Below are 26,924 nucleotides of genomic sequence, written 5' to 3'. Positions count from 1 at the left end.
TCCTTCATGTTTTTTTATTATAATCCTTATTGGATTGAAGAAATTTGCGATACTTCTGCCGAGTAACTGACTAGCTGAGACACCGCAGGCGACTGCTTTGATGCGGCTTGGCAGACAGTCGGGGGAAAGGGAGAGGATTACTGAAATCAGCTGAAACGTTTTTTTGAGGGGGGGGAAACCTTGGACGCGTTTCCCCGCAGGAGTCTCGCACCCGTTACCCTTTTTAGTGAACAAGAATCGAAATGGCACTATACACTAATAACAAAGCCATGATTACATTAAACTGACTTCGATACTTTGATAAAAACGTTTGAAAAACCGAACCGAACATACTCCAACAGAACGTACTCATAAAACCAACAAAAGCCAGAAATAATGAAAAGAATAGTAAGCTGAAATTTGTAGAGTGATAAGGTAGTATGAAGGTCGATATTGCCGTGATGCCATATAAGATGCCTTTTGGATTAATGAATTGTAAAAGCATGCCTGCTATAAAGCTGTTGTTCCTGTCATCATTATCGTCCTTATCTTTATTTGAACTGGAAATGATTTTTATGGCCAGATACAGCATATAAATTGCACCTAGGATAGTCATGATAAATTCAATCTTTGGTATGAAATTTTCAAGCAAAACATTAAAATAACTACACAATAACATTATTACAAAAAAACCGGCACCTACTCCGAAACAAAATTTAATCGTCTTTTTTAACCCGTACTTGTTCGCAAATAACATGGCCATGATGTTATTTGGTCCTGGAGTGAAACTTGTAACAAAAACAAATAGCAAAAAAGATAGTAAAGGCATGGTTGACTCCCCTTTGTATGCTATAATGATCAAAAGTGACATTATAACGACTTCCTTTTTATTGTACAATGCCGACGTTATATTGTAAATAAGGAGCATTTTTATGGAAGAAATAAATTTTATTATTGCTAACAATTTAAAAGCTATCAGGGAAAGTAAGAAATTAAGTCTTGAAAAGGTTGCTGAATTAACTGGAGTAAGCAAAACGATGATCGGACAAATCGAAAGGGGAGGATCAAGCCCTACGATTACAACCATTTGGAAAATAGCCAATGGATTAAAGATTTCATTTTCTTCACTGATAAATAGTCCGCAGCCAGATACAAAAATTGTTTTAAAAAGTGAAATTCAATCATTATCTGAAGATAACGGCAAATATCGAGTTTATCCCCACTTTCCCTTTGAAGATGAGAAGCGGTTTGAAGTATATTCAGTCGAGATAGAAAAAGGTGGATTCCTAAGTTCCGATTCGCATAGAGATGGAACTGAAGAGTACATTACTGTTTTTGAAGGGGAAGTGACTGTACGTGTAAATAACGAAGAATATACAGTAAGGAGTGGTGATTCTATCAGATTCAAGGCTGACAGGCCGCATGCCTACCATAATTCAGGGGACACATTAACTCGATTAAGTATGATCCTGTATTATCCAGCTTAAATAAGTGAGTAATGCTGTTTCTGCTTATTATATATCTTTGCCAAAATATTGGTGGCGGAAGTATTAAAAGTAAATATATTAGAACCTCATGTTGAATCAATAAAGAGTGGGAGAGATTTAAATCTCTCTCTTTTTTTGTTTTTGGTAAATTAGGTATAAAGACCAAAGGTGATTTCAGGATAAACTGATGCTATATTACCATTAGATCATTTTATTGATATATTATCATTCTGTTACTAGGTATTTTGGGGTGATTATAATGATAATATTCTGTTAATATTCCATGTTGTATTGTAAATTTATTTTAAAATTGGATTATTTTGTTGTAATATAGGAGATACACGGATCTTTAGAGGAAAAAAGTAGGATGGATTTGTGTATGGGTAAGTAAATTTGTCGGAATTTAATTTTTTGAAAAGCGTGTCAATTCTATGAGTAAGTTAGCAGAATGTTATGCCAGTATAGAACTTATGGGGGGATTACTAAAATGGGGAAAAAGAAAATCGTAAAAATTGCATCAGCTACCATAATGGCTGCGACAACGGTCGTAGCAGTAGCACCGGCACCTTCGGATGCTGCCACTAGCCTGAATAGTAAAATCAAAACGGCCAAGGCCGCCATCAAAAAACCATTCGACACCTATTTCTACACTTCTAAACTCGCTTCAGTGTCCACTGTTGAAAAACAAATCAAGTCTGCCAAACAAGCAAAAGAAGACATCAACTCTACCATTAAAAAATCAATGTTAAGCAAAAAAGAAAAAGATGCCAAATACAAAGAAATCGAAGCTTATGATAAATACATCACTCGTTCAGAAGGTTATATAAAAGGGTATAAAGCGGCTGAGAAAGCAAAAGCTGCACATGGCAAATCAATTAACGCCCTTACGAATTCAATACTTGCCAAGGAATCAATTGATATCAGGAATCAATACGAGGCACTGGATAAGGCTGTGAAAAAGACAGATAAAGATATTAAAGATACGGTTTACGGTGCGAAAATCGAAAAGCTCCTATACGATAAATTCACTAAATCGACCAAAACAGCTTTGAGCGGTGACATGAAAGTTCCGTACTACTATGAAAAAGCTGCTTACTGGGTGAAGAAGGGTGATTTAAAGACCGCGGACAAGCGGATGCAAACCGTTTCTTCACAGTTGAAAAAGGTCAGCAAAACATCCAAGCTCGGTAAAGCCATACACGCCTATGTTAAAGATGTGAAAGGTAAGTATGATGATGCGGTATATGCAGAGAAGAAAAAAGAAGTGGCAAAAGGTGTCAATGCCTATGTAGCTCTTGCTAATGGGGAACTTAAAACGAAAGAACAGATAAACGCGGCTAAAAAGGCGAAAGCAGCCATTAATTTAAATGGAATCAAGGAGTCGGACCGAAAGGAATTCCTAGCGAAAATAGCATTGGCGGATAAGAAAGTCGCTGCTGCTGAAGAAGCTTTGAAAAATCCAGCGAAGGCGATCACGCTTTCCTTGATGCATACGAATGACACGCATGCCCACTTGGATAACGTTGCCAAAAGGGTGACGGCTGTTAAGGAAGTGCGTAAGAGTAAGCCGCAAGCTCTTTTGGTTGATGCTGGTGACGTATTCTCGGGAACTCTCTATTTTAATGAATTCAAAGGGCAAGCGGATCTTCGCTTCATGAATTTAATGAAATATGACGTTATGACATTCGGGAATCATGAGTTTGATTTGGGATCAAGCGCCGAAGGGCACCAAGCTTTGGCTGACTTCATTAAAGGGGCACAGTTCCCATTTGTCAGTTCGAATGTGGACTTCTCCAAAGATGATAAGTTCAAGGGACTTTTCTCGGACATGATTTCAAGTAAGCCAGAGCAAGGGAAGATATACAATGGAATCGTAAAACAAGTGGATGGCCAAAAGGTAGGGTTCTTCGGGCTTACAACTGAAGAGACGAAAGACATTTCAAGTCCTGGAAGTATAGAATTTGAAAACTATCTTGAAGAAGCCGAAAAAGCGGTCAAGGCGTTCAAAGGCATGGGTGTCAATAAGATAGTTGCCGTATCCCATATTGGTTATGATGACAATGCGGCTTATGACAATGATTTAACATTAGCTGCCAAGGTCAAGGGCATCGACGTGATTGTGGGCGGACATAGCCATACGCAGTTAGACGCCCCGATTGTTGTTGACAAAGATGATAAAGGGAAAACGAAAGAGCCGACTGTCATCGTTCAAGGCTATCAATATAGCGACTATTTAGGAACGGTCGACGTGAATTTCGATAAGGAAGGTAAGATTGTCGGACAAGCCGGTCAGCTGATTAAGCTTTCTGAAAAACAGGATGATGCTGAAGCGGCAAAAGTGCTCGAAACATACTCCTCTAAGATTAAGGAGCTGAAGGAAACGAAGACTGGTGCATCTGCTGTGAAAGCCTTGGAAACACCGCGTGATGCAGGAGATGCAACGAAGCCGAGTGTTCGTAAAAATGAAACGGAACTGGGTAATTTAATTACGGATGGAATGCTTAGCAAAGCGAAAGAATTCAATAAGGATGCAGTCATAGCTTTCCAAAATGGCGGGGGCATCCGCGCTGGCATCGATCAAGGTGAAATCACTTTAGGGGAAATCCTAACCGTTTTACCGTTTGGGAATACGTTAGCGACTATGAAGCTTTCGGGTGCAGAAATCAATGAAGCATTAGAGCATAGTGTAAGCCTCGCTCCTAAGGAAAATGGCGGCTTCCTGCATGTTTCCGGAATGAAATTCAGCTACGACAGTTCGAAAGAAGCAGGCAATCGTGTGACGAAGGTTGAAGTCCTGGGACAAGATGGAACATATTCCGAATTGGATGCAACGAAGGAATATGTAGTAGCGACCAATGCTTTTACAGCCAAGGGCGGAGATGGATTCACCGTTTTCAAGAAGGCTTATGAAGAAGGAAGAGTGACTGATATCGGACTCGCGGATTGGGAGAATTTACGGGATTATGTAAGCGGGCTGAAAACTGTCGATCCAAGCATCGAAGGACGCATCAAGGATGTTGCCGGAAGCAATACAGATCCGACTGTGGTATTGGCTAAGGACTTTGGCGGAACGGCTGATGCCCCAAAAACACATGAAGGTAATGTAGTTGTGGACATCACGGATATTGCTTCATTGGAATATGCAGTGGTTAAAGGGAATCTTACATTAACAGGAACTCCTCCGGATAACTTTACTTTTTCACAGGTTACAGTCGAGGGTAATTTGGATTTATCGGGACTTAACGGGAAGACCGTGAGCATGAGCGGTGTTACGGTGAATGGAGAAACCATTCTTTAAACGGTATTCAAATGATTCCTGAGCCTACGAAAAAAGTTGGAGGGGTTGAGATCTTGAAGAAGAATGGGATAAGCAAGCTTTTCTTTGCCATACTGATCGTGCTGTCAACAGTTTTGCCAAATGCAGCCGCTGCAAAAGCGGAAGGGACAATATCGGTAATGGAAGCGATTAATAATAACAGTGGAACGGCGACGGTGAAGGGATACATCGTCGGTACAGCTAAAAGCGGTACAAGCTATCAACAAACATCGCCTTTTACTGAAAGTACCAATATAGGTATTGCGGATAGTCCGGATGAAACGGATGTTAAGAAAATCATGCCTGTTCAGCTTCCAGCCGGAAATATCCGAACGGCTTTGAATTTGGTCGAACATCCGGAATTACTCAAAGCGCAGGTGGCAATTACGGGGAAGCTGGAAAAGTACTTTTCAGTACCCGGTCTGAAATCCGCAACGGATTACACGATCATCACTGATGGGGGAACAACTCCTGAACAGCCTGATGTGAAGGTTCTGGACTCCATTGCCGAGGCACGCACGAATACTGAAGATGTAGTGCAGGTTGATGGGGTGGTCACCACGGGGCTTGGTTATTGGGGAGGAAAAGGCTTTTATATCCAAGATGAAACGGCTGGGCTATATGTTTATGGTTCTTCGTGGACTGCGGATGTAAAGCAAGGGGATAAGGTTACTTTAATTGGAAAAGTATCCGCTTATAATAAGGAATTACAAATCCAACCAACCTCCCTTGAAGTGGTTTCTTCTGGTAATGAACTTCCTGAAAGCCAAAAAATTGATGCATCTGGCGTCAATGAGGAAACACAGGGTGAGCTGGTCACCATTGAAAAAGCGACCATTACAGAATTGTCGGCATCGGGAACATATGGAACATTCGAATTCAAGGCGGAAGATACGGAAGGGAAATCTGTTATCGTTCGCCATGATAACCGGACCGGATCGAGTTATGAAGATTTTCTGAATAGCTTTAAAGTAGGGGATGTCATTTCCGTAACCGGAATCGGATCGAGGTTCAATGACACGTATCAGTTGAAGCCGCGTGGTATTGAAGATTATGAACTGGTTAACAAACCAGCCGTATACACGGATATTTTCCCTGGTACGGTTAGTGAAAATACAAAAGTATCACTTGAATCTGGTTGGGAAGAAGCGAAAATCCACTATACACTGGATGGATCCACACCGACGTCTTCAAGTACCTTGTACACAGAACCAATCGTTTTAACGAAAGATACTGTCATCAAGGCAATCGCTGTCAATGACAAGACATCGGAAGTTTTCACATTTGCCTATACCGTTACCAAAACCAATGAAGTGAAGATTCGTGACATTCAGGGGATGAATCATTTTTCATCATATGAAAATCAACTCGTCTCAGGTGTGGAAGGCGTCGTCACTTATGTAAAAGATGCAAATAACTTTTACATCCAAGATCCCAACCCGGATAAGGACTTAACGACTTCCGAGGGAATACTAGTGTACAACAAAGCACATGGTCTAAAAGCGGGAGATCATGTCAAAGTGGCAGGTAAAGTCGTCGAGTGGTATATAGAAGGATACGCTGAAATGAAAACGACGGATCTGCCAACGACTGAATTGACTAGTACGACTATTGAAAAGGTTGGCACTGCAGCGATGCCAGAACCGATCGTCATTGGAAAAGATGTCATTCCGCCGTCTGAGAACATCGATGATGATAGATTGACAGACTTTAATCCGGGCGAAGACGGCATTGATTTCTACGAGAGTCTGGAAGGAATGCTCGTGCAAGTATATAACCCGAAAGTGGTTGCTCCGCAAGACTATGGTGAATTGGTCGTGATTCCAGGGAATATGGAAACGACGACTGCAGTTGGAGGCGTCAAAATAACGGAAAAGGATTTCAATCCTGAAAGAATTACCCTGGATATAAATGATGAATCATTTGCAGCGAAAACGGGTGATTCCTTTGAAGGCCCGGTTACGGGTGTCATCAGCTATGGATATAGCAACTATAGGGTAGTGACGGATAAAGCTCAGCTGCCGGCGTTAAAGGATGGAGGTACGGCTCGGGAAGTGACATCTTTAGAGAAGGATGCTGATAAGCTATCGATCGCTTCCTATAATATAGAGAACTTCTCCACTCAAACCGCTAATGCGAAAGTTGAAACGATCGCAACATCCATCATTACCAATCTTAAACAACCCGATATCATCGGCGTAACGGAAATGCAAGATAATGATGGGGCAACAGATAGCGGGACAACGGATTCTGCTCAAAGTGCCAAGAAGTTAACCGATAAAATAAAAGAGCTGGGCGGACCGCAATATCAATTCATCGATATCGCTCCAGAAGATAAACTTGACGGCGGGGCACCCGGCGGGAATATCCGTGTAGGCTTTTTATATAATGTGGACCGTGTCAAATTGACTGAAGGAACGAAAGGAACGGCAACACAGTCCGTGGCCTTCAAAGATGGAAAACTTACCTTGAACCCTGGACGAATCGAGCCTACCGATCCCGCCTTCACTTCAAGCAGGAAGCCTTTAGCCGCTCAATTTGAATTTAAAGGCGAAAGCGTAGTGGTGGTGGCCAATCATTTTAATTCCAAGGGCGGTGACCAGCCATTATTCGGCAAAAACCAGCCTCCTTTCCTTTCTAGTGAAACGCAAAGGCTTCAAATTGCCTCCATCGTCAATCGGTTTGTCAGTGATATCAAGTCACAGGATGCCAAAGCGAATATTGTCTTGCTTGGAGACTTTAATGATTTTGAATTTTCGGCACCGCTTAAAACGTTAAAGGGCAAGGATCTAACAAATATGATCGAGAAAGTCCCTTTTGAAAAACGTTATTCTTACACATATCAAGGCAATTCACAAGTGCTGGACCATATCCTGGTATCGAATAATATGGCCGCGGCCACGAAAGTCGATATTGTCCATATTAACTCATCCTTCATGGAAGTTCAGGGAAGGGCAAGTGATCATGACCCTGTATTGATTTCAACCTCTTTATCTGAATCAGGTGGAGTTGAAACTCCTGCTCCAGAAAAAACGTATCATGTAACAAACGTTAAAACAAAAAGACTTACTATTGCTTCACCTAGTGTTTTGATCGATCTTGACGAGACATCCAGCATCGAAGAAGGTATCTGGTTAAAAGGTTCATATGCTGTACTCAAAGGCCTTGGGTTGAAGAATGCAGCTGTGACGATAAAACCGGATAAGGAAGGCGCAATCATTGATTTTGGAGGCATGGCGGTGAAGGAAGTCATCATTGACAACGCCAATGTAAAAGAAATCAGGGGCGCTGAAAACGTTCAGAAATGGTCGGTAACAGAAGGTGTCGACACATCGAATATCAAGTTTGTCAATTCGAAAGGGGAAGCAATTGCTTCCCCTTTCGACCCTAAAGAAAATCATCCGCCCGTCGTAACGAAAAAACTGGAAAATCTTGAAGTCAAAGCCGGTTCCAAGGTCACCATCGATTTGAGTGAGCACTTCTCTGATCCTGATGGAGATGAACTTACCTTTTCATCCACTATCGGTACGGTCACCGGCCAGACATTAACCCTTCCTGCAAATGAAACTGGAACATACCTTGTCGCAGTCAAGGCCGAGGACCAGCAATCGGAAGCGGTTGCCCGTTTCACGTTGACCGTATCGGATGATAAGCCGCTTGAAGCTTATTACGAAACGGCGGCAGGAAAAACGGGAACGGAATTGAAAGCGGTTCTGCACTCGATAATTAAGGGCCATACGATGTTATCTTATGATCAAGTGTGGAATGCCCTTAAAGAAACGGATGAAGATCCGGTGAACAAACAGAATGTCATCTTACTGTACTCTGGAAAATCCATCTCAAAGAACGCGAATGGGGGCAATGCCGGACAATGGAACCGTGAACATGTTTGGGCAAAGTCCCACGGTGATTTTGGGACAAGCAAAGGTCCCGGGACAGACCTACATCACCTCCGTCCCGCTGATGTGACAGTGAATGGTAAACGGGGCCACCTTGATTTCGACGAGGGCGGTCAAACATATAGTGGATGTGAATGTAAGTTTGATTCAGATTCATGGGAGCCGCCAGATCATGTTAAAGGCGATATAGCAAGGATGTTATTTTACATGGCCGTCCGATATGACGGAAACGGCGAGTTGGATCTTGAATTATCCGATACAGTCAATACGTATCCGAAGCCGCTTCATGGAAAGCTATCGACACTTTTGAAATGGAATGATCTCGATCCAGTCGATGATTTCGAGAGCCATCGCAATGATGTCATATATGACTGGCAAAATAACCGCAATCCATTCATCGACCATCCTGAATGGGCATCTGAAATTTGGGGTGCAGCTAAATCCATCAATGAGAAAAAAGCGAGTTAAACCGGAGATAGAAGGCAGCCTGATGGCTGCTTTTTATTTGTTGACACAAGGGGGTTGTGTCGCACCCCGACCATGATTTTAAATGAAAGGTTTAACTGGCTAGCCGTACCCGGCAGACAGTCGGCGTAAAGGGAACGGATTTCTGAAATCAACTGGAACGTTTTTTTAGAAAGAAAACTGCAGGCAAATGGCCTTTCTTCGATTTTTTACAGTCTGAAACGTCTTTTAATTAAGTCGTTCCAGTTTTTCGACAAAATGGGGTTCCGAATGGTCACTAATCCCTTTCATGATATTAGCGATGTTTTTTTACTTTTTTATACGAATGAAACCCTTAATAGATTGAAGAAATTTGCGACACTCCTGCCGAATAACTGGTTAGCCGAGACCCCACAGACGCTTGCGTCGAGGAGGCTTGGCAGACAGTCGGCGGAAAGGGAGCGGATTTCTGAAATCAACTGGAACGTTTTTTTAGAAAGAAACTGCAGTCAAATGGCTTTTCTTCGATTTTGTTTACAGTCTGAAAGCAGCCTGATGGCTGCTTTTTCATGCTTTTCTACAAATATAATCATTGAAAGTTAATTATCTTAAAATACTGAAAAAAACAAACATTGTTTTCACGTTAAATAATAAAGATTTTGGTAGGTATGTTATGTAATATATGTTAATATGGGATAGGCAATGAAAGGGTTTTCATTGCAGGAATGACAAAAATATTTTAATATAGTAATTACGCCGCTTTTTGATCTTCATTCACCCTTAAAAGACGGTTAAAAAATATATTGCCAGAAATGGGGCATTACACGATGAAATACAGATCTGCATTCGATATAATCGGTCCCGTCATGATTGGACCTTCAAGCTCACATACAGCAGGAGCTGCCAGAATTGGCAGAGTAGCAAGGACATTATTCGGAAAGCAACCGAAGAAAGCCATTATTTCTTTATATGGTTCTTTTGCAAAAACATACAGGGGACACGGTACGGATGTTGCTGTCGTAGGCGGGATATTGGATTTCGATACGGATGATGAACGAATCCCTGCCTCTTTAACGATAGCGGAAGAAGCAGGTATGGAAGTTTCCTTTTCAATCGAGGATACTGTGACGGATCATCCTAATACAGTCAAAATCAGACTGTTCGACGAAGATAAAGAATTAGAACTTGTTGGGATTTCGATTGGCGGCGGAACGATAGAAATAACGGAGTTGAATACTTTCAAGCTTAAATTGTCGGGTGAAAACCCAGCCATTTTAGTCGTGCATAACGATGTGTTTGGAATCATATCTTCCGTTTCGACAGTATTGGCTAATCATGAGATTAACGTTGGACATATGGAAGTTTCACGAAAAGAAAAAGGTCAAATGGCCCTTATGGTGATTGAAGTCGATCAGAAAATCAAGGACGATGTCATGAAGGAAATTGAAGGATTAGAAAACGTGTCGCAAGTCATAAGGATGGTTGAATGATAATCATTAAAAGTGTTGGCATAGATTTGGAGGTAAAAACATGTTCCGAAATGTAGCAGAGTTAGTTGAACTTGCTGAAAGTAAACATGTAAAAATCGCGGAAATCATGATTTTACAAGAAATGGAATTCTCAAGCCTATCGAGAGAACAGATCATTGAAAAGATGGACAGGAATTTGACAGTGATGGAACAAGCGGTGGAAAGAGGCCTGAAGGGTGTGCAATCCGTTACAGGCCTAACGGGCGGGGATGCCGTTCTTTTGCAAAATTATATCAAGTCGGGCAAGGCACTCGCAGGCGATATATTATTGGATGCCGTCAGTAAAGCTGTTGCAACGAACGAAGTGAATGCAGCAATGGGAATGATTTGTGCCACTCCGACTGCAGGTTCTGCGGGCGTTGTTCCCGGTACATTATTTGCTGTGAAAGAAAAATTAAACCCGACCCGAGCAGAGATGATTGAATTTCTTTTCACTTCCGCTGCCTTCGGATTCGTTGTTGCAAACAACGCTTCCATTTCTGGAGCGGCTGGAGGCTGCCAAGCAGAAGTGGGCTCGGCAAGTGGAATGGCGGCAGCTGCGATTGTAGAACTGGCCGGAGGCACACCAAGCCAAGCCGCAGAAGCGATGGCAATCACATTGAAAAATATGCTTGGGCTAGTTTGTGATCCAGTGGCAGGTTTGGTTGAAGTTCCTTGCGTGAAACGTAACGCAATGGGAGCATCCAACGCGATAACGGCAGCTGATATGGCGCTTGCAGGCATTACGAGCCGAATTCCATGTGATGAAGTGATCGATGCCATGTATAAAATAGGCTTGACCATGCCGGTTGCACTTCGCGAAACGGCAGAGGGAGGTCTGGCTGCGACTCCTACTGGGCGTAGATTGGCAAAGGAAATTTTCGGTTCTTATAAATAAACATTCAGTCCCATTAACAACAGGTTTGTTAATGGGACTTTTAATTTGTCTTCAATCTGCTCATTTTGTAAATGGAAAAAGGAAATTAGAGGAAGATGGAGGGATTTGGCGTTTATGTACACGGAGATAGAAACAGCTGTTGAAAATTCTGAATTATCAGTGAATATGGAGTCATAGCAACTTTGTGAGTTATCACTAACAATGATAAGATGAGTACGAAATTTACTATGGGAAGGATTGATTCTTCATTAATTTTCTCGAATTAACGTACACGTCGGCAATGGAAAAAGCGATGTTTCAGGCTCATGGAATCGGTTATGCACAATATGCTCAAAAACTGGAGCAACGCATGATGGTTGAACAAGAACGGGAACAGGATTATCTACAAAGCAGGCGTATAACGGAGGAGATGAGAGCCAATCTCTTTTTGGGGGGGTAATTTCGATCTAGGTTATCGATGACATAAACGAAACATTCAGGAACAGACGAAAGGGCAATCTAAAAGATTGCTCTTTTTGTCCTGCTCTAAAAGGGGATTTTTCCATTTAAAAGAAGGAAACAACACTTTTAAATAGAATGTACGTTGATGAAGAGGAGGATGATCTTAGTGGGTAGAAGAGCATTAATGGTTTCTGCATTACAGGGATATGAAGAAGAAATTGGGCGGTGGCTATGGTGTTTAGAAGATGTTCGCCGTACGCTTATATCGGAATTGACTGGAATCAGCCAAAATATACTCGATTCGAAAATCGATGAGAGGCAAACGATTGGCTCGTTGTTATATCACATAGCGTTGATAGAGGCAGATTGGTTATACGAGGAGGTCCTTGTTTCGGAATGGGATTCGGAAATACGCGCGTTGTTTCCATTAGGATGCCGTGCTGAAGATGGCTCCCTAAGCCACATTGAAGGACAAACATTAGAAGAACACTTCTACCGCCTCAATAAGGTACGTGAAGTATTTCTTTCAAACTTTCGCACAATGGACCTAACGGATTGGCGTAAACCGAGGGTGCTTGAACAATATGACGTCACACCTGAATGGGTCGTTTACCATTTGATTGAACATGAAGCACACCATAGGGGTCAGATTTTTCAATTGCTGAAGAAATTACGGAATGAATGACTCCTGCCGAATAACTGGCTAGCCGAGTCCCCAAAGCCGCTTGCTTTGATGAGGCTTGGCAGACAGTCGGCGGAAAGGGAGCGGATTTCTGAAATCAACTGGAACGTCTTTTAAATATAAGGCTCTTTTCGTAAAGATGGTTGTTTTTAAAACGAAACTATTTAAGGTTGATTGGAGCGGAAGTGCGAGACTCCTGCGGGAGCAGCGGGACAGGTGAGACCCCACAGGCGTTCACGCCGAGGAGGCTCACCGCCCGCCCCGCGGAAAGCGAGCATCTGGAGTGGAGATCAACCACACCGCATTACTTGGTAAATAGCAACAAAGTATGCGAAAACAGCCAAAGAAAAAACTGCAGGCAAACTCGCTTTTCTTCGAATTTGCCTACAGTCAAATATTCCAGGACTGATTAATATTATTTAGTCTATTTGGTGATTATGACCGAATTTCGACTTTAAGACGCTGCTGGCATACCCAATGAATCCTCCGACAATGGCTGGGATGATCCATCCTAGTCCTGCCTCATACATAGGAAGGATTGCAGTGAAGAAATCATTGATGAATGAAATGTGTACACCTGCTCCATTTAATCCATCGAATAAACTGACGATGAATGTTAAAAGTAAGCTGCCTTGATAAACTTCAGGTCTTCCTTTAAATAAGGAATGAAGAAATGTTAAGAAGATCAAAACAATGGCTAATGGGTAAATGGCTGTCATAACAGGTACTGAAATGGCAATTAACTCAGTTAGTCCAATATTGGCAATTATTGCACTGAATATGGATAAACTTATGGCAATTGTTTTGTAAGGCAGATTTGGAAATAGCTTATGGAAGTATGTCGAGCAAGATGTAATGAGTCCTACGCTTGTCGTTATGCAAGCCACTGTGATCATTAATCCTAATAATAGCCCACCATATGCTCCAAAGTAATAATCCGAGACTTTTGCCAAGACAATGCCTCCATTATCCAAGCGTCCAAGTTCCCCAACGCTTGAAGCACCCATATAAGAGAGAGCTGTATAAATAGTAGCAAGGATAACGGCCGCAATGGCAGTCGCTTTTCCACAAACGATCATTATTTGTTTTTTTGTTTTAGCACCTTTTTCTTTGATGGCATTAATGATGATGATACCAAAAACAAAAGATGCAAGAGTATCCATCGTTAAATATCCTTCTCTGAACCCATTGAAAAATGGTTGAACCATATAGTGCTCGGCAGGTGCTTGAAAATCTCCAATTGGATTAACGAAAGCGACTACCACCAGGATACCAATGAACGTCAACTTGATGGGTGTTAAAACTTTCCCCACAATTTCGACAATTTTCGCAGGATTGAGCGAAAGAAGGCACGAAACTGTAAAAAAGATGATAGTGAAGATAAGTAAAGGCAATGGACCTGAATCTTCAGGCAAAAAAGGTTTTACACCGATCTCAAAAGAAACGTTTCCTGTTCTAGGCATTGCGAATAATGGACCAATGGCTAAATAAAGAACGGTTGTGAATACAATACCAAAGACTGGGTGGACACGGCTCGCTAATGATTGTAAGTCATCTTTTCCAGAAAAACCGAGTGCCAGCACACCAAGTAACGGTAGTCCTACTCCTGTGACCAAAAACCCTGCATTAGCTATCCAGATATTTGTACCTGCTGATTGACCAAGCATCGGCGGGAAAATTAAATTCCCTGCCCCGAAGAAAAGGGCAAATAACATGAACCCAATCACTACTATAAATGAAGATGGTACCTTATTAGACAAAATAAACCCTCCGAAAAAACCAAAATTTGCTATTTTAGAAAATTATTAAATTTTCTAAAAATTTAATACGGGCTAAAACTAAGACCGTATCGTATTATATCTAAATTAAATTGATATTTCAATATATTTTTTGTTTTTTATTATTTCCCTGATGATCAGTGATTCGCCCTTACCTTATTTTGAACATATAAAAGCTGCTCATACTAATGAAATTCATTTTTAAACAAATGAAATTTAAACGGAAATGAGGGTGCAAAAATTAAAAATTTTCTTAGCTTTTTGTTGTTTATCGCAGTGTTTTTATGTACAGGTGCATGTAACAAGGAAGTGGTCAAAGAAAACGGTGAAATGACAGAGAGGAGCCCTGTTAAAGAGGGAAATGTGGTTAAATTGGGAGAGGCAGAAAAATTATTTAAAGGCTATTATACTGCACGATATACCATTAAAGATCCAGCCAATCCTCCAACCTTTGATGAAATTGCAGGTAATACTAAAAGATATTTATCAGAAGATGAATATAATGCCCAAATTCTTAACCGTTTTTATTCAATGCCTTCACTGGTAGCCAAAGAAATCAATAAAAGCATCGAAGTGCAAAGTGTGAAACTTGAAGAACAAAGCATAAATGAAGATGGCACAGTAGATTACACATACACAACTGTATTTAAGATTTATGACGAGAATTCATCCAAGCTTTATGAGAAAGAAGGAGAGATCACGATAACCATCATAGATAATGAATTAAAAGTCATCCGTGATTGGAGCAGAGGGATAAAAATTGACGGTTTAGACGGCGGACTTTAATTGAATTTTGCTGTCTGGCAGGGAACAGGTGGAAATTAAGGCGGTGTTTTATAATGGGAGTATTTTTTGAAAAAATACATAGAACCGGTTGCGCTTCTAATGATCCTCCCGTTCGTGAGTCAAAAAGACAGAATAAGAAAAAGCCTTTTTGTCGGTCAATTGTTGGCTGGAATTGTTTTGATCATTATAACAATGTTGGCCATTCTTGTACTTGGTCCAGAGTTAACAGCAAGTCAAAATTATCCGATCTATATGTTGGCAGTTTGTTTTTTTATGTGACCGTTTTAGGTCTGGCACAAACTTTAAAATTGCAAGATTATCGTCCTCTGATTTTTCCATTTGGTATCCTTTTGATTGCCTTTACATTGATTATGGCACCCAATACCGTCCATTATAGTAAATTCATTTCAGACATCTGGCCGTTTTATGCTATGACATTCGGGTTTCTGCTTCCATTGATATTACTAATAATCACCAAAGTTCAGAAAAATGATCGATGTAACTAAGGTAGGTCTTATTTGTTAAGAGACTAGTGTAAAATTCTATTAGAAACTCAGGTATCATTCCATTAAAGGGCGCAATTCTTTACTTTATCTCAGTTTTTATGAGGGTTTATAAAACCCCTCGACCGTTAATTTCCACTCCAGGCACTCGCTTTCCGCGGGCGGTCCGGGAGCCTCCTCGGCGCCTTGCGCCTGCGGGGTCTCCCCTCGACGCGCTTTTCCCGCAGGAGTCTCGCACCTTCCGTTCCAATCAACTGTACTAGATTATCCTTCATGGTTTTTTAAAGTAATCCTTAATGGCTGGAAGAAATTTGCGACACTCCTGCCGAATAACTGGCTAGCCGAGACCCCACAGAAGCTTGCTTTGATGCGGCTTGGCAGACTTTCAGCGGAAGTGGATTTCGGAAATCAACTGGAACGTTTTTCAAAAATAAAAAAAACTCAGTCAAACTCACTTTTCTTCGAGTTTGACTGAGTAATATATTATTAATTCCTTTGTTTTTTATATTAAATGATAATTTTTCATAAACGTTTCCTCCATTTTTTTATGCTTATTAAGATCAAAAGAAGAGGCAAGTATAAAACAAGGAAGAACACACAGTATGGATTGATCATTTTATTTAATAAAAATAAGGAATCGACATCGAAAAAGAATATATTGACGAGTAGTATGATTATGGACATTACCCATAAGGGATACTTTTGCTGGACGTTGAATAAGCGCTTGACACCCCTGCTGGCAGCCCACAAAGGAATGACCATGTTGGGAATGATGACGATGGCCCACCAAGAAACAGTTAAGTATTCGAAACGTTGAATAAAGGGGAATTCAATGACACTGGTCAATGAGAGAGTTGGCCATAGGGTAAGGACCAACTGTTCCTGTGAATAAAAGACTGTCGAAACAAAATAAATTAATAGGATCAAAAACGTAGTGGCCAAGGCTCCTCCATGAGCATACTTTTGTGATTTTTTTGCATTTTTGATGAACGGATAAAACATCAGGATCATTTCAAAACCGAGCATTGATAATGAAGTACTTCTAGTTCCTTGCATTATTTCCAATAATGTATGATCGAATATTGGAAGAGTATCGGTGAAATCCGCGTATTTAAAGCCATATAGAGGTACAATTAAAAGCCAGTATGAAACGATTACAGTTAAAAAGGCAATACCCGTAATGGTTCGGAACCCTCCCGTAATGATGTAATAAATCAGAATCAGGAAAACCAAAGCAAATGCCCAAGAAGGTACCTCTTCAAACATCCAAACATGTACAACATTTATATAGCCGATTATGATCGTCATTCCAAGGGCGAAAAAGTACAGAATGAATAAGAGACTAAAGAAATTCCCAATCCATTTACCCCACGCTTGGTTATTAGCGTATATGAGATCACCAGGAACAATACTGAAAATCTTATATATAATCCAAATTAATATATGAACAATCAGCCCGGCTAGGAGTATGGAGATCCAGCCATCGGTTCCCGTTGCCTTAGCTAAATCTCTTTGAAAATTTAACACGCCTAATCCAGTTTGCATGGAGTGCACTAAAAATAATACATAGAATGGCGATACCTTATACTTTTCATTAACACCAGCTTGGTTCATACAGGCCCCTCATTTATATCACTCATATTTCCTATGTTAATAATCTGGCTTTTACAGGAGTAATTTATTCAAAACGGATATAAACGTTAAGTACAGTTCGAACCTCCCTCAATATACTAATTACAATCTCACGACTGCTCTAGAATTCTTAGGATTTCAACAACAATTGAAAAAAAGGTTACATTCCTAGATTGAATTCGGTATACATTAATACAATCTTTAACTTTATCTCCTAAGATCTAAAAATCTTAGATATGCTTCCTCATTTTGAAGGATATAATCAGCACTGTTCCTGGTTACGGGGAAGCACGTGTAAAGATGTTTAAAAATTGGCCCCTAGCACAATAATATAGGCAACGTATGTCTGTCTTTATTCCACCAAAGGAGAAGTATCCATTTGAAGATCTCTTCAATATCATTCAAAGAACCTCCAATTTATCATGACTTCCCTCCCCTTTATGAAGGTTTAGGTCTGCCTGAGTTATCCTCATTCATTCAGCAACGATTTGAATTTGCTTATACCTTGGGGGAAGTCGAAAGAATCGGGCTTGGGTGCATTCGCTTTTATAAACGGCAGGGGAATTTCGAAGTACATATACCTGATAAGTTGCCAGGAATGGGGCCAATAAAGCTTCGAAAATTAAATAGTTTGTTACTGGAGGAAGCCAAAACAGCTTTCATCGAAAATATTGAATCGGAACCTGAAAAGCGGAAGGTGTACTACGCTGAATTTCGTCGCCCTCGGAAAGACGCTGAATAAGTGTGCTGTTCCACAATTGAAATGATTAAAAGCGCTGTTCCTTGTTATAGGAAAGCGCCCGTTTGAGGAAAATCATTCTTGTCGAGTTCGTAATATAAATTTCCATAGGAATCCCTTATTTTAATAATCCGTTTAATTTTCATTATCCAAATCATCATCAAGAACAGACTTTTTATCTTCTTTAACTCCATACTTTTTTTCAAGACATTGACCAATAATTGAATTGTTAATTCCTTTTCTTACTGCTGTTTCAATAACTATATAGAGAATGAATAACCCAACAACAAAAAATATAATTTCCTTCACGAAAAATCCCCCAAACAACACGCCATTTTTTTCCTTTATTTTACCATAAAATCCACAATTCCTTGTTGAAGTAACCGTTTGTTGCATAAAAAAAGGAGCTGCTGATCAGCTCCTTGAAATGAAATAATAGCCCACCTCTAGACTGCCTAACCTCCTGTATAAACACTTTCACATGTTCCAGGTTTTGGTTCATAATAACAATGATTTTTAAATTGACCAGCAAAAGGTTGATCGTACCATGTTGGAGGGCATGGAGCATATGGATTAAAATACCAAAGGGCATATTTCCCTGGATGTTGTCTCCAATAATCCAAATTCTGTTTTGCTAATCTTTTTTCAGCAGTTCTCGCTCTTTGATAAAATACATTACCTTTTTGAACAGCTTCAAAAGAATAATTTCCTCCTTGTACATGATAAATGACTTGTGGAATGGTTCTTAAATCTTTAAAGTCTAAACAATTCGCTTTAAGACGATTAACAATTACATTTCCAACATATAACATTCCTTGTAGTCCTTCACCTTCGGCTTCAGCTCTCATCATCCTTGCCATTAAGTCAACGTCTGAACTTCGGTAACTTACTCTTGCCATTTTTTCACCCCAAAAATATCGTATGAAAAAAAGCCTGCATTAATGTCATTGCTTATAAAATAAGAAGTTTTTAAAGTTTTAAGGTAATAAGAGCCTAAAGACAGCTCCGATCTTCAGCCAAACCTTTTAGCTCATGAGGTACTGTTGCTTCTTTTTGGTAATCACAAAAAGATCGTACCGGCAGAGTAAATCAATAATAAACACATAATTAACCGAAATGACTTGTCATATTTAGCAAAAAAATCTTTGAACAGCGAGCCGAATCCTGACCACAAAAGCAACGCCATCCATCCCAGGAAAATGGTTATCGCTAAATAGATAGCTACGAATTTAAGCGATTCATTAAATGGTAAAATAAACGCACTCAACACGGTTAAATAGAACAAAATGCTTTTGACATTGATAATTTGAAGAATGAAACCTGATAAAAAAGAAGACTGCACATTTCTGGATTCCTTCTTTGAACCTTTTGGAATGCTAATCTGCCAAACTAAGTAAAGAAGATATGCTGCACCGGCAATTTTAAAATATGGCTCTACAATAGGAATCCAATTGTAGAGGCTTGTTGTAAATACTCCGCTCATGATCCCAAGTACTGCAAATCCTGCCAAGATGCCGCTAGTGAACTTCCATGACCCCAAAAAGCCAAACCTCCTTGCTTCATTCATCAATAAGATATTACTTGGACCAGGCGTAATCGATGTAATCATCACATACGAAAGAAACGCTATTATACTCATAATCTCACCTTCATTTACTATTTCTTAACGAACAGTCTTTATTGTAAGATGACTATAAATATAAATAAAATTGAAATTAAAAAATTCATTATCATTTTTTTCGATACATCATCCAAACTTAAGGAGAACGATATGGAAATTAGACACCTTAAAACGTTTCAGACTATTGTAGAAATAGGAAGTTATACAAGGGCTGCATCGAAGTTGGGTTATACTCAATCCACAATAACTTCACATATTCAGGCGCTTGAACATGAGATTGGCGGGGAACTTTTTACTTATGCAAAAAGAAATTTGCAGCTTACTGCTCTAGGCAGAGACTTAATACCGTTAGCGGAAGATTTACTTTCCACTCACGAACAGATTAGGACCATGCGAAGCACCAACGAAGTTAAAGGTGTATTAAAAGTGGCTGCACCGGAGTCTTTAACAATCTCTAGGTTAGGTCCAATCATAAGGGATTATTCCTTGAAATATCCTGATGTCAAAATCATATTAACCAACGGTCCATGTGGCCAAAACCAAGTCGACTTAAAAAGTGGGCGGGTAGATGTCGCATTAATGGTCTATCCGGAAATAAAACCGGAAAAATGCATTCATTATTCTTTGATTGAGGAGAAGATCGTTCTTGTGAGCAGTCCTGACGGTCCTGATCATTTTGATGAATATAAAAATATCGGAACCAATGCCAACCAATTTTTCATCACAAATGAAGAAGGCTGCAGTTATCGGACCATGTTTGAAAGATATCTATTAAAGCATGAAATGGATAACTTTCAAACCATGGAGTTATGGAGTATAGAAGCAATCAAACAGATTGTCATGAGCGGACTTGGGTTTTCAGTTTTGCCTTATATTACAGTGAAAGAAGAAGTAGAGAGCGGCAAGCTTAAAATCCTTAGTCATTCTGAAAATCTCGATCCCATTTATTCCTATATGCTGATAAAAAAGAAAAAATGGCTGTCTCCAGCAGTAGAGGCTTTTGTTGAAGTTGTATTAAACAGTTTTAATGACACTGAGAAAATGAGTGTCTTAATTGATTGAAATCATGGCATATATGCAAGTCAGAAAAGGATTTATTGGCATACAAGTTTGCCGGAAGGAATCAAAGTGACAAATGCCCTCCCTAATAGTTACTCCCAACAACGCAGAAGGTTTAACGTTCTGCTTTGTTGGGAGTTTTTTCATATACATAAAAAAACATAAAATTTTTCGATTGACTTTATGAAAAAAATAAAATAAAATTCTAAGTACTCCATTTAAACTACTTTAATTAGAGTACTTCAAATCGAGTAAAATACTGAAATTAAATCAAAAGGATGGATTCAACATATGAAATTTACTGCATTCTTAAAAACAAGAGGTGCAACTGCGGCAATCTTTATGGGGATTTTCTATGCAGTTGCCATGCTAGGCATCTTCTTGCCTGGGTATACAGCCATTCCAGGAAATGTCGATAAATTACCGATCGCCATCATCAATGATGATGCTGGTAAAAATGGGGCAATGATTGCCGAACAGTTGCAAGAAAATTTACCCTTTAAAGAAATCGAGACGGATATATCCAATAAACAAGCCTTAAAAGATTTAGAGAAAAATGACTTAGCGTTAGTCGTACACATCCCGAAAAACTTCTCTGCGAATATGCAAAAAGGTGAAGCGTCATCAAGCATCGACTTTACAATCAATGAGGCAGGGGCAACAGTCGTTTCTTCTACCATGAATGCTATCGTATCTGAAATTAACAATCAGTTAAGCACACAATTTTCACAACAAACAGCTCAGGGCGTATTGATGAACTTTAATGTACCAGAAAAGCAAGCCGCTGAATTAGCCGAAAAGATTGAGAAATCCTATGTAGGAAATGTAGTGACAATCAACGAAATACCAGATGGCATGAATAATAATATGCTGCCTATGTTCTTAACAATGGCCGGTTATGTTGGGGCGATGATCGGGGCGATGCAAATAGTAGGTGCATTTAGAGCCAGCCGTGGAAAAGCCAGTAAAACACGTTTATTCATTTATGTGCAATTGACTGCGTTATTGATTGCAGTTATTTCATCAGTCATTGCTGTAGGTGTAGCGTATTTAATTGACAAGCCAAGCGGTGACCTATTCTTGGGTATAGTAGGTCAACAAATATTAAACTATATGGTATGTTTTAATTTCACCGCGATTTTAATCTTCTTATTTGGTGAAGGCGGCATGATTTTAAACTTACCGATCTTATTAACACAAACAATAGCAAATGGTGCCACTATCACACGTGATATGATGCATTTACCATATGAATGGATGAGCCACATTTCACCGATGTATTACTCGGTGCAAGCGTACTTTGCAAACCTATATGGCAGCATCAGTCCAAGTCCGTATATTTGGTCAATGGCTGCGGTTGGTGCCGGTTCGATGTTAATTAATATGGCTATTGTCGCGTTTATACAAAAACCAATGCCAGGACAGGTTTCTGAAACAGAAGTTGAAAAGAATGCGGCTGAAATCACAGCTTAGGTTTTGCTACAATAAGGAGATAATACTTCTTAAAGGAGCGTAGAAAATGTCGATTCAAATTTTTATATTGAGCAAGCTGATGGAGGATAAAAATTATCCTTATAAATTAAAAAAGCAGCTTTCAGAACCCATTCCACTGGATCGCCTAGGAGGGTTAACGGAAAGTAAACTGTACTACCATTTTGAATCATTGGTAAAACAAGGTTTAGTCGAGCCAGTTGAAGTGATAAAAGAAGAACATCGGCCTGATAAACAAGTATTTGCGATTACGGCTAAGGGTCGCGAGGAACTACCAAAAAAAATCTATAAATTATTTGAAAATGCAGATGAAATTAAGGAAATGATTGTTGGTCTAGCAAATATCAAGTATGTAGATCGGGATAAAGTAATAGATATATTAGAAAAAAAAGTAAAGTCCATCAAGGCTATTTGGGAGGAGCTTGGGAATTTCGAGCCAGAACCTAAAGGCAACGAGAATATTCGTGAATTTTTGGATGGCTATTTTTCGACCAGAACAGATCACACAATATATTGGTTTGAAGAATTAATTAGAAGAATTAAGACAAAGGAATTGTAAGTTTACTCAAAAGCATGCTTTTTGGCAGGAGTTCAAAAGTAATTGGGGGTTTACATCACAGGTGCAGATTTCCGTATAGATAGCGGTACCACGCAGAATGTCGAAATTAGCATTAATCACATAAACAAAAATAACATTCATTTTATAGTTAAAGCTATGTGAAAACTTATATTCACATAGCTTTTATTTTTCATATTTCAATTAAAAAAACTTGCTCGGAATGAGCAAGTCAAACTGTAGACAAAAGGAGCTCTATCTAAATTTTAAAACAAAGCGAGTGCCTGGAGGCAACGTTCCAAATAAAAAAGTTAAAAAACATGAAGGATTACTAAGTCTTGCTTTAAAGTAATGGTGATAATTACCTCCACAAAATCGAGTTTATCTACAGTCTTATATTTCTTTGATAAATAACAGGAGTTGCTTTGGCAGCTCCTTTTCTTATGGAGCAAACAGGGCAGTTTAGTTCAATAACTAGATATAGTCTATTTAAAGTATAATATTGGTAGACATCATAACAAGAACCGGGGAGTGATAGAATGATTTTAGATTTAAGAGGCGAGCCTGAAATGGACACTGTTACAGGAATTCTTTACTCAATGGTGGACGGAAATTATAAACGGTTAAAATCTATTTTTGCTAATATGTCACAAGAGGAATTAGATTATAAAGGTCCTAACCAGAAATACAACAGTTCAGCCTAATTACTAAGGCATTTAGCTTACGTAGACCTCACCTGGGTGTTTAGAATAAAGGACGAGGTAATTCCATTAGATCTTGAAGAGAAATTTGGACCAATGTTAGATGAAAACAACCTGTTACCACAACTTACAGGCATTTCCCTGGATGTGCTCATAAATGATTATGACGATGTTATAAGGATGATTAAATCTTTATGCTACCAGTTAACAGATCAACAATTAAATCAACAAGTTGAATATGAAAATGGTTACGAAGCCACAATTAAATGGGGTATTTGGCACATAGCAGACCATAATAGATATCATCAAGCTCATATTAGCCAACTGCGTAAATGGTTTAGCCAAATTTGAGATGTTCGTTATCTTGTTCAACTAACGGGTGCTTTACGATTGCTGAGTCCTCCTTTTTCATTGTTGATAAACCAATACACAATAAATGTGGGGTGAATTATACTTGAAGTCATTTCAACTAAACGAAAATACAATATCCTTTTTATCGAAATATCAATTATTTGAAGATGATTTGATACAACAAGTTCAGTTGCAGCACCGTTTGGAATTAGTACAAGCATTTGGGATTCAAAAAGGAATGCATGTATTAGAAATAGGTTGTGGACAGGGGGATACAACCGTTGCATTAGCCGACGCAGTAGGAGAAAACGGGTGTGTTGTCGCAATAGATATTGCTAGTCCCGATTACGGAGCACCCTTAACAATAGGTCAAGCAACAGAACGTATTAATAAATCTCCATTAGGAGAACGTATTGACTTCCATTTTGAAATGGATTTTGATTTTTTTGAATCAACTATACCATTTGATGTGGTGGTATTATCCCACTGTTCATGGTATTTCAAGCAACCAGAAGATTTATTGAATTACTTTAAAAAAATTCGTGGATTGGCAAAACATATATGTTTTGCAGAATGGGATCTCGATTTTACCTGCATTACGCAACGTTCCCATTTTTGTGCAGTTTCCATTCTGGCATTGTATTCAAACTTCGTAAAGAATGAAGGGAATATCCAAAACTTGTTTCATAAAACTCAAATACACCGGCTACTCCAGCAAGCAAATTTTGAAGTGGTAAACCAGCTTACAGTCGATGCAACCTTATTACAAGACGGTCAATGGGAAAAAAGTTATGCAAATAGTATCCGTGCAGAATTTATTAAAGTTCCTTCCATGATACAAACGTTGATAACTAGTTATTATGAATTGATGAACACTTCAAATGGAAATGAGAATTCATTAAATAGTTTCATTGTTTGTGCAAAGTAATAAGTTCCTCATTTGAAGATATGCTTTTCGGTATTTGTATGATTGTGAAGGAATGTACTTCAACTAACGAGTTCAAGATCCAGAGCTGCCGTATTGGTTGCTTTTTTTTTGCTTATGGAATTAACAGGTGCTTCAGTTCAACAAGAAATTAATTTATGACTACACATTATAGATTTGTCTAATAGGTGTAGTCCTTTTTTTATATCAACTGTTACGTTAATCTAGCTGAATATGGAAAAATGTTTGTTTTTTTGAAGGTGATTCATTTATTTTGTTGTATTTTTAATAATTGGTAGATTAATTAAAAATATAGCGAAAAATGGAGGAAATCACATGTTTAACAATTGGAAAAAAACACTGATGGCTGGAGTGATCAGCTTATCCTTGCTAGGTACAGGTTACATCGGTCACGACCTAATCTCCTCGCAAAACGTATCGGCTGAACCCGCATCAGGAAATGCACCAGGGCATTTGAAAAATGTTGAGACTTCGCAACTTGATGAAATAATCGAAAGAGGATACATACGGGTAGGAATGACAGGGGACTACAAACCTTTTACCTATTTGAACCCAGAAACAAATGAGTATGAAGGCTTTGACGTGGACGCTGCCAAAGAGCTTGGCAAAGACCTTGGTGTGGAGGTGAAATTTGTCGCCACCTCATGGTCTACGATGATGAAAGACCTGCAAGCGGACAAATTTGATATCGCTGTGGGCGGAGTGACTCGCAACACAGCCAGACAAAAAAGCGCTTATGTATCCCAAGGTTACCTTTCATTCGGTAAGGTGCCTTTGATTCGCAAGGAAGATAAAGACAAGTATCTTACCATTGAAGATATCAACAAGCCTTCTGTACGCATCGGCGTAAATCCAGGCGGAACGAACGAAGAATTTGTCCGTCAGTATCTAAGCAATGCTAACGTAACGGTTGTAGAAAACAACCTTGATATCCCACATCTTGTTGCTGAAGGTACGTATGATGTTATGATCACAGACACAGTAGAAGCAATGCTTTATGCAAAAGCTGATCCCAGATTGTATGCGGCTCTAACTGACAAGCCTTTCACAAACAGTGAAAAAGGTTATATGATCCCACGAGGTGATTTCATTTATGCAAGCTACTTGGAAACGTGGATGGATGAAATGAGGCTCCAGGGAAAATTTGATGCCCTCTACAAAAAGTGGATGGAATAGAATATAGAGGTGCCCCCCAAAAAGCTACCCTTAATACTGTCGTGTCAGTTTCTAGGGTAGCTTTTTAGGAATAATAACAGAAGAGTAAATTAGCCTTTTTCTTGTTTTACTAACGGAGCTTTACATCAATAAGGAAGGTTGCTGAAGCAATCTTTTTGTTATGCAAGTTCAACAAGGAATCCCTTTAAAAACGTTGATATATACTTGTGTATCAAAAAAAGTGGTAGGTAGTTTATTTGCTAATATTAAATGTGGCATTGAACAAAAATTAAATAGAATTTATTAAGAGGGGGTATAAACATTGAATGTAATTAATCTGTTACTTTATGAATTAGAACATACTTATAGTCAAGATGATTGGTACTCACCATTAAAACTAGTATTAAATGACCTGACTGTTGAGCAGGCAGTATGGAAGCCTCAAAGCAAGACAATAAATTCGATATGGGAAATTACTGCTCACTTGCTATATTACAAAGAGCGGTTGTTATTGAGGTTACAAGGAAAGAATGCTGAGTATGCTTGAAATAACCAAGATACATTTACATTTGAAGGAAATTCTCAGGAAGATTGGGATGCTTTAGTAAGAAAGATGAATCAAGTCAATCAAGAAATATATGAGCAAATACAAAAATTGAGTATAACAGATTTAGAAAAAGACACATCTAAACAACCCCTATGGAAACATATTAATGGTGTAATCCGCCATGACGCTCATCATGTTGGGCAAATTATAGTAAATAGAAAATTACAAGGTGCATGGCCAGCTTATGAGGATAAGGACTTGTAGTAATGGAATTAAACATTACTGTTGTTCGACTAACAGGGGCGTTAGCTGAAGATCGGAGCTGTCTTTAAGGCAGTTTTTTTATTCCACTAACGGGGCAAGTTAGTTGCATAAGGAACCGGATAGCTATAAAAAAGCAAACTC

The 26,924-nt window shown here is 39.3% G+C and carries 23 protein-coding genes and 1 pseudogene; 18 read left to right on the top strand and 6 right to left on the bottom strand.

Annotated elements, in window-relative coordinates; translation table 11 throughout:
- Nucleotides 1–223 precede the first annotated feature (223 nt).
- Entirely contained in the window at nucleotides 224–808 is a 585-nt protein-coding gene (locus tag NYE63_RS24685) for a LysE family transporter (RefSeq protein WP_342605864.1), read from the bottom strand.
- Nucleotides 809–911: 103 nt separating this feature from the next.
- Here NYE63_RS24685 and NYE63_RS24680 point away from each other — a divergent pair, with 103 nt between their 5' ends.
- From NYE63_RS24680 to NYE63_RS24650, 7 genes are all read left to right on the top strand, one after another.
- A complete protein-coding gene (locus NYE63_RS24680) occupies nucleotides 912–1,466 on the top strand; it encodes an XRE family transcriptional regulator (protein ID WP_342603149.1) in 555 nt (184 codons plus the stop codon).
- A gap of 487 nt (nucleotides 1,467–1,953) precedes the next feature.
- Entirely contained in the window at nucleotides 1,954–4,764 is a 2,811-nt protein-coding gene (locus tag NYE63_RS24675) for a 5'-nucleotidase C-terminal domain-containing protein (RefSeq protein WP_342603148.1), read from the top strand.
- Nucleotides 4,765–4,817: 53 nt separating this feature from the next.
- Nucleotides 4,818–9,149, top strand: a complete 4,332-nt coding sequence (locus tag NYE63_RS24670) for an endonuclease (RefSeq protein WP_342603147.1) — start codon at nucleotides 4,818–4,820, stop codon at nucleotides 9,147–9,149.
- 267 nt (nucleotides 9,150–9,416) lie between these two features.
- Nucleotides 9,417–9,728 carry a hypothetical protein gene (locus NYE63_RS24665; protein ID WP_342603146.1) on the top strand — a complete coding sequence of 104 codons (312 nt, stop codon included), beginning with the start codon at nucleotides 9,417–9,419 and terminating at the stop codon, nucleotides 9,726–9,728.
- 224 nt (nucleotides 9,729–9,952) lie between these two features.
- A complete protein-coding gene (gene sdaAB / locus NYE63_RS24660) occupies nucleotides 9,953–10,615 on the top strand; it encodes an L-serine ammonia-lyase, iron-sulfur-dependent subunit beta (RefSeq protein ID WP_342603145.1) in 663 nt (220 codons plus the stop codon).
- A gap of 40 nt (nucleotides 10,616–10,655) precedes the next feature.
- Entirely contained in the window at nucleotides 10,656–11,531 is an 876-nt protein-coding gene (sdaAA, locus tag NYE63_RS24655) for an L-serine ammonia-lyase, iron-sulfur-dependent, subunit alpha (protein WP_342603144.1), read from the top strand.
- 607 nt (nucleotides 11,532–12,138) lie between these two features.
- A complete protein-coding gene (locus tag NYE63_RS24650; protein ID WP_342603143.1) occupies nucleotides 12,139–12,657 on the top strand; it encodes a DinB family protein in 519 nt (172 codons plus the stop codon).
- Nucleotides 12,658–13,073: 416 nt separating this feature from the next.
- Here the strand turns inward: NYE63_RS24650 and brnQ are convergent, their stop codons facing one another.
- The gene (gene brnQ / locus NYE63_RS24645; protein ID WP_342603142.1) at nucleotides 13,074–14,414 is read right to left on the bottom strand and encodes a branched-chain amino acid transport system II carrier protein; all 1,341 of its coding nucleotides are present in this window, start codon (nucleotides 14,412–14,414) and stop codon (nucleotides 13,074–13,076) included.
- Between the two features lie 381 nt (nucleotides 14,415–14,795).
- Between brnQ and NYE63_RS24640 the strand changes: the two genes are divergently transcribed.
- The gene (locus NYE63_RS24640) at nucleotides 14,796–15,218 is read left to right on the top strand and encodes a hypothetical protein (RefSeq protein ID WP_342603141.1); all 423 of its coding nucleotides are present in this window, start codon (nucleotides 14,796–14,798) and stop codon (nucleotides 15,216–15,218) included.
- Nucleotides 15,219–15,284: 66 nt separating this feature from the next.
- On the top strand, nucleotides 15,285–15,497 hold the full coding sequence (locus NYE63_RS24635; RefSeq protein ID WP_342603140.1) for a GerAB/ArcD/ProY family transporter: 213 nt from the start codon (nucleotides 15,285–15,287) through the stop codon (nucleotides 15,495–15,497).
- Between the two features lie 746 nt (nucleotides 15,498–16,243).
- On the opposite strand, the gene NYE63_RS24630 is transcribed toward NYE63_RS24635, so the two are convergent.
- Nucleotides 16,244–17,335: a GerAB/ArcD/ProY family transporter gene (locus tag NYE63_RS24630; RefSeq protein ID WP_342603139.1), complete on the bottom strand. Its 1,092-nt coding sequence runs from the start codon at nucleotides 17,333–17,335 to the stop codon at nucleotides 16,244–16,246.
- Between the two features lie 397 nt (nucleotides 17,336–17,732).
- On the opposite strand from NYE63_RS24630, the gene NYE63_RS24625 reads away from it, so the two are divergent.
- The gene (locus tag NYE63_RS24625; RefSeq protein WP_342603138.1) at nucleotides 17,733–18,095 is read left to right on the top strand and encodes a hypothetical protein; all 363 of its coding nucleotides are present in this window, start codon (nucleotides 17,733–17,735) and stop codon (nucleotides 18,093–18,095) included.
- 132 nt (nucleotides 18,096–18,227) lie between these two features.
- On the opposite strand, the gene NYE63_RS24620 is transcribed toward NYE63_RS24625, so the two are convergent.
- The 3 genes from NYE63_RS24620 to NYE63_RS24610 form a co-directional block, all read right to left on the bottom strand.
- Entirely contained in the window at nucleotides 18,228–18,401 is a 174-nt protein-coding gene (locus NYE63_RS24620) for a hypothetical protein (protein ID WP_342603137.1), read from the bottom strand.
- A 146-nt stretch (nucleotides 18,402–18,547) separates the two neighbouring features.
- A complete protein-coding gene (locus NYE63_RS24615) occupies nucleotides 18,548–18,991 on the bottom strand; it encodes a cell wall hydrolase (protein ID WP_342603136.1) in 444 nt (147 codons plus the stop codon).
- Between the two features lie 161 nt (nucleotides 18,992–19,152).
- The gene (locus tag NYE63_RS24610; protein ID WP_342603135.1) at nucleotides 19,153–19,731 is read right to left on the bottom strand and encodes a LysE family transporter; all 579 of its coding nucleotides are present in this window, start codon (nucleotides 19,729–19,731) and stop codon (nucleotides 19,153–19,155) included.
- Between the two features lie 132 nt (nucleotides 19,732–19,863).
- Between NYE63_RS24610 and NYE63_RS24605 the strand changes: the two genes are divergently transcribed.
- From NYE63_RS24605 to NYE63_RS24570, 8 genes and pseudogenes are all read left to right on the top strand, one after another.
- Entirely contained in the window at nucleotides 19,864–20,775 is a 912-nt protein-coding gene (locus NYE63_RS24605; RefSeq protein WP_342603134.1) for a LysR family transcriptional regulator, read from the top strand.
- 288 nt (nucleotides 20,776–21,063) lie between these two features.
- Nucleotides 21,064–22,245, top strand: a complete 1,182-nt coding sequence (locus NYE63_RS24600; RefSeq protein WP_342603133.1) for an ABC transporter permease — start codon at nucleotides 21,064–21,066, stop codon at nucleotides 22,243–22,245.
- Nucleotides 22,246–22,291: 46 nt separating this feature from the next.
- Complete coding sequence (locus NYE63_RS24595) at nucleotides 22,292–22,822, top strand: PadR family transcriptional regulator (RefSeq protein WP_342603132.1); 531 nt, start codon at nucleotides 22,292–22,294, stop codon at nucleotides 22,820–22,822.
- A gap of 536 nt (nucleotides 22,823–23,358) precedes the next feature.
- Nucleotides 23,359–23,871 (top strand): annotated as a pseudogene (locus tag NYE63_RS24590) (DinB family protein).
- 103 nt (nucleotides 23,872–23,974) lie between these two features.
- Nucleotides 23,975–24,799 carry a methyltransferase domain-containing protein gene (locus NYE63_RS24585; protein ID WP_342603131.1) on the top strand — a complete coding sequence of 275 codons (825 nt, stop codon included), beginning with the start codon at nucleotides 23,975–23,977 and terminating at the stop codon, nucleotides 24,797–24,799.
- A 333-nt stretch (nucleotides 24,800–25,132) separates the two neighbouring features.
- Nucleotides 25,133–25,993: a transporter substrate-binding domain-containing protein gene (locus NYE63_RS24580; protein WP_342603130.1), complete on the top strand. Its 861-nt coding sequence runs from the start codon at nucleotides 25,133–25,135 to the stop codon at nucleotides 25,991–25,993.
- A 301-nt stretch (nucleotides 25,994–26,294) separates the two neighbouring features.
- A complete protein-coding gene (locus NYE63_RS24575; protein ID WP_342603129.1) occupies nucleotides 26,295–26,519 on the top strand; it encodes a DinB family protein in 225 nt (74 codons plus the stop codon).
- Nucleotides 26,520–26,585: 66 nt separating this feature from the next.
- Nucleotides 26,586–26,783, top strand: a complete 198-nt coding sequence (locus tag NYE63_RS24570; protein WP_342603128.1) for a hypothetical protein — start codon at nucleotides 26,586–26,588, stop codon at nucleotides 26,781–26,783.
- Nucleotides 26,784–26,924: the final 141 nt, after the last annotated feature.

Origin of the sequence: Peribacillus sp. FSL E2-0159, assembly GCF_038643155.1 — a bacterium.
Taxonomy (GTDB): domain Bacteria; phylum Bacillota; class Bacilli; order Bacillales; family DSM-1321; genus Peribacillus; species Peribacillus simplex.
Note: the sequence above shows the minus strand (reverse complement) of the source record. Positions and strands in the feature narration are given on the sequence as shown.

What these genes read in the sequence shown, in the direction of transcription:
- NYE63_RS24675 (WP_342603148.1), top strand. Translation starts at nt 1,954, where the DNA reads ATGGGGAAAAAGAAAATCGTAAAAATTGCATCAGCTACCATAATGGCT.
- NYE63_RS24600 (WP_342603133.1), top strand. Translation starts at nt 21,064, where the DNA reads ATGAAATTTACTGCATTCTTAAAAACAAGAGGTGCAACTGCGGCAATC.
- NYE63_RS24595 (WP_342603132.1), top strand. Translation starts at nt 22,292, where the DNA reads ATGTCGATTCAAATTTTTATATTGAGCAAGCTGATGGAGGATAAAAAT.
- NYE63_RS24615 (WP_342603136.1), bottom strand. Translation starts at nt 18,991, where the DNA reads ATGGCAAGAGTAAGTTACCGAAGTTCAGACGTTGACTTAATGGCAAGG.
- NYE63_RS24570 (WP_342603128.1), top strand. Translation starts at nt 26,586, where the DNA reads ATGAATCAAGTCAATCAAGAAATATATGAGCAAATACAAAAATTGAGT.
- NYE63_RS24680 (WP_342603149.1), top strand. Translation starts at nt 912, where the DNA reads ATGGAAGAAATAAATTTTATTATTGCTAACAATTTAAAAGCTATCAGG.
- NYE63_RS24685 (WP_342605864.1), bottom strand. Translation starts at nt 808, where the DNA reads ATGCCTTTACTATCTTTTTTGCTATTTGTTTTTGTTACAAGTTTCACT.
- NYE63_RS24610 (WP_342603135.1), bottom strand. Translation starts at nt 19,731, where the DNA reads ATGAGTATAATAGCGTTTCTTTCGTATGTGATGATTACATCGATTACG.
- NYE63_RS24630 (WP_342603139.1), bottom strand. Translation starts at nt 17,335, where the DNA reads ATGAACCAAGCTGGTGTTAATGAAAAGTATAAGGTATCGCCATTCTAT.
- sdaAA (WP_342603144.1), top strand. Translation starts at nt 10,656, where the DNA reads ATGTTCCGAAATGTAGCAGAGTTAGTTGAACTTGCTGAAAGTAAACAT.
- NYE63_RS24580 (WP_342603130.1), top strand. Translation starts at nt 25,133, where the DNA reads ATGTTTAACAATTGGAAAAAAACACTGATGGCTGGAGTGATCAGCTTA.
- NYE63_RS24665 (WP_342603146.1), top strand. Translation starts at nt 9,417, where the DNA reads ATGGTCACTAATCCCTTTCATGATATTAGCGATGTTTTTTTACTTTTT.
- NYE63_RS24605 (WP_342603134.1), top strand. Translation starts at nt 19,864, where the DNA reads ATGGAAATTAGACACCTTAAAACGTTTCAGACTATTGTAGAAATAGGA.
- sdaAB (WP_342603145.1), top strand. Translation starts at nt 9,953, where the DNA reads ATGAAATACAGATCTGCATTCGATATAATCGGTCCCGTCATGATTGGA.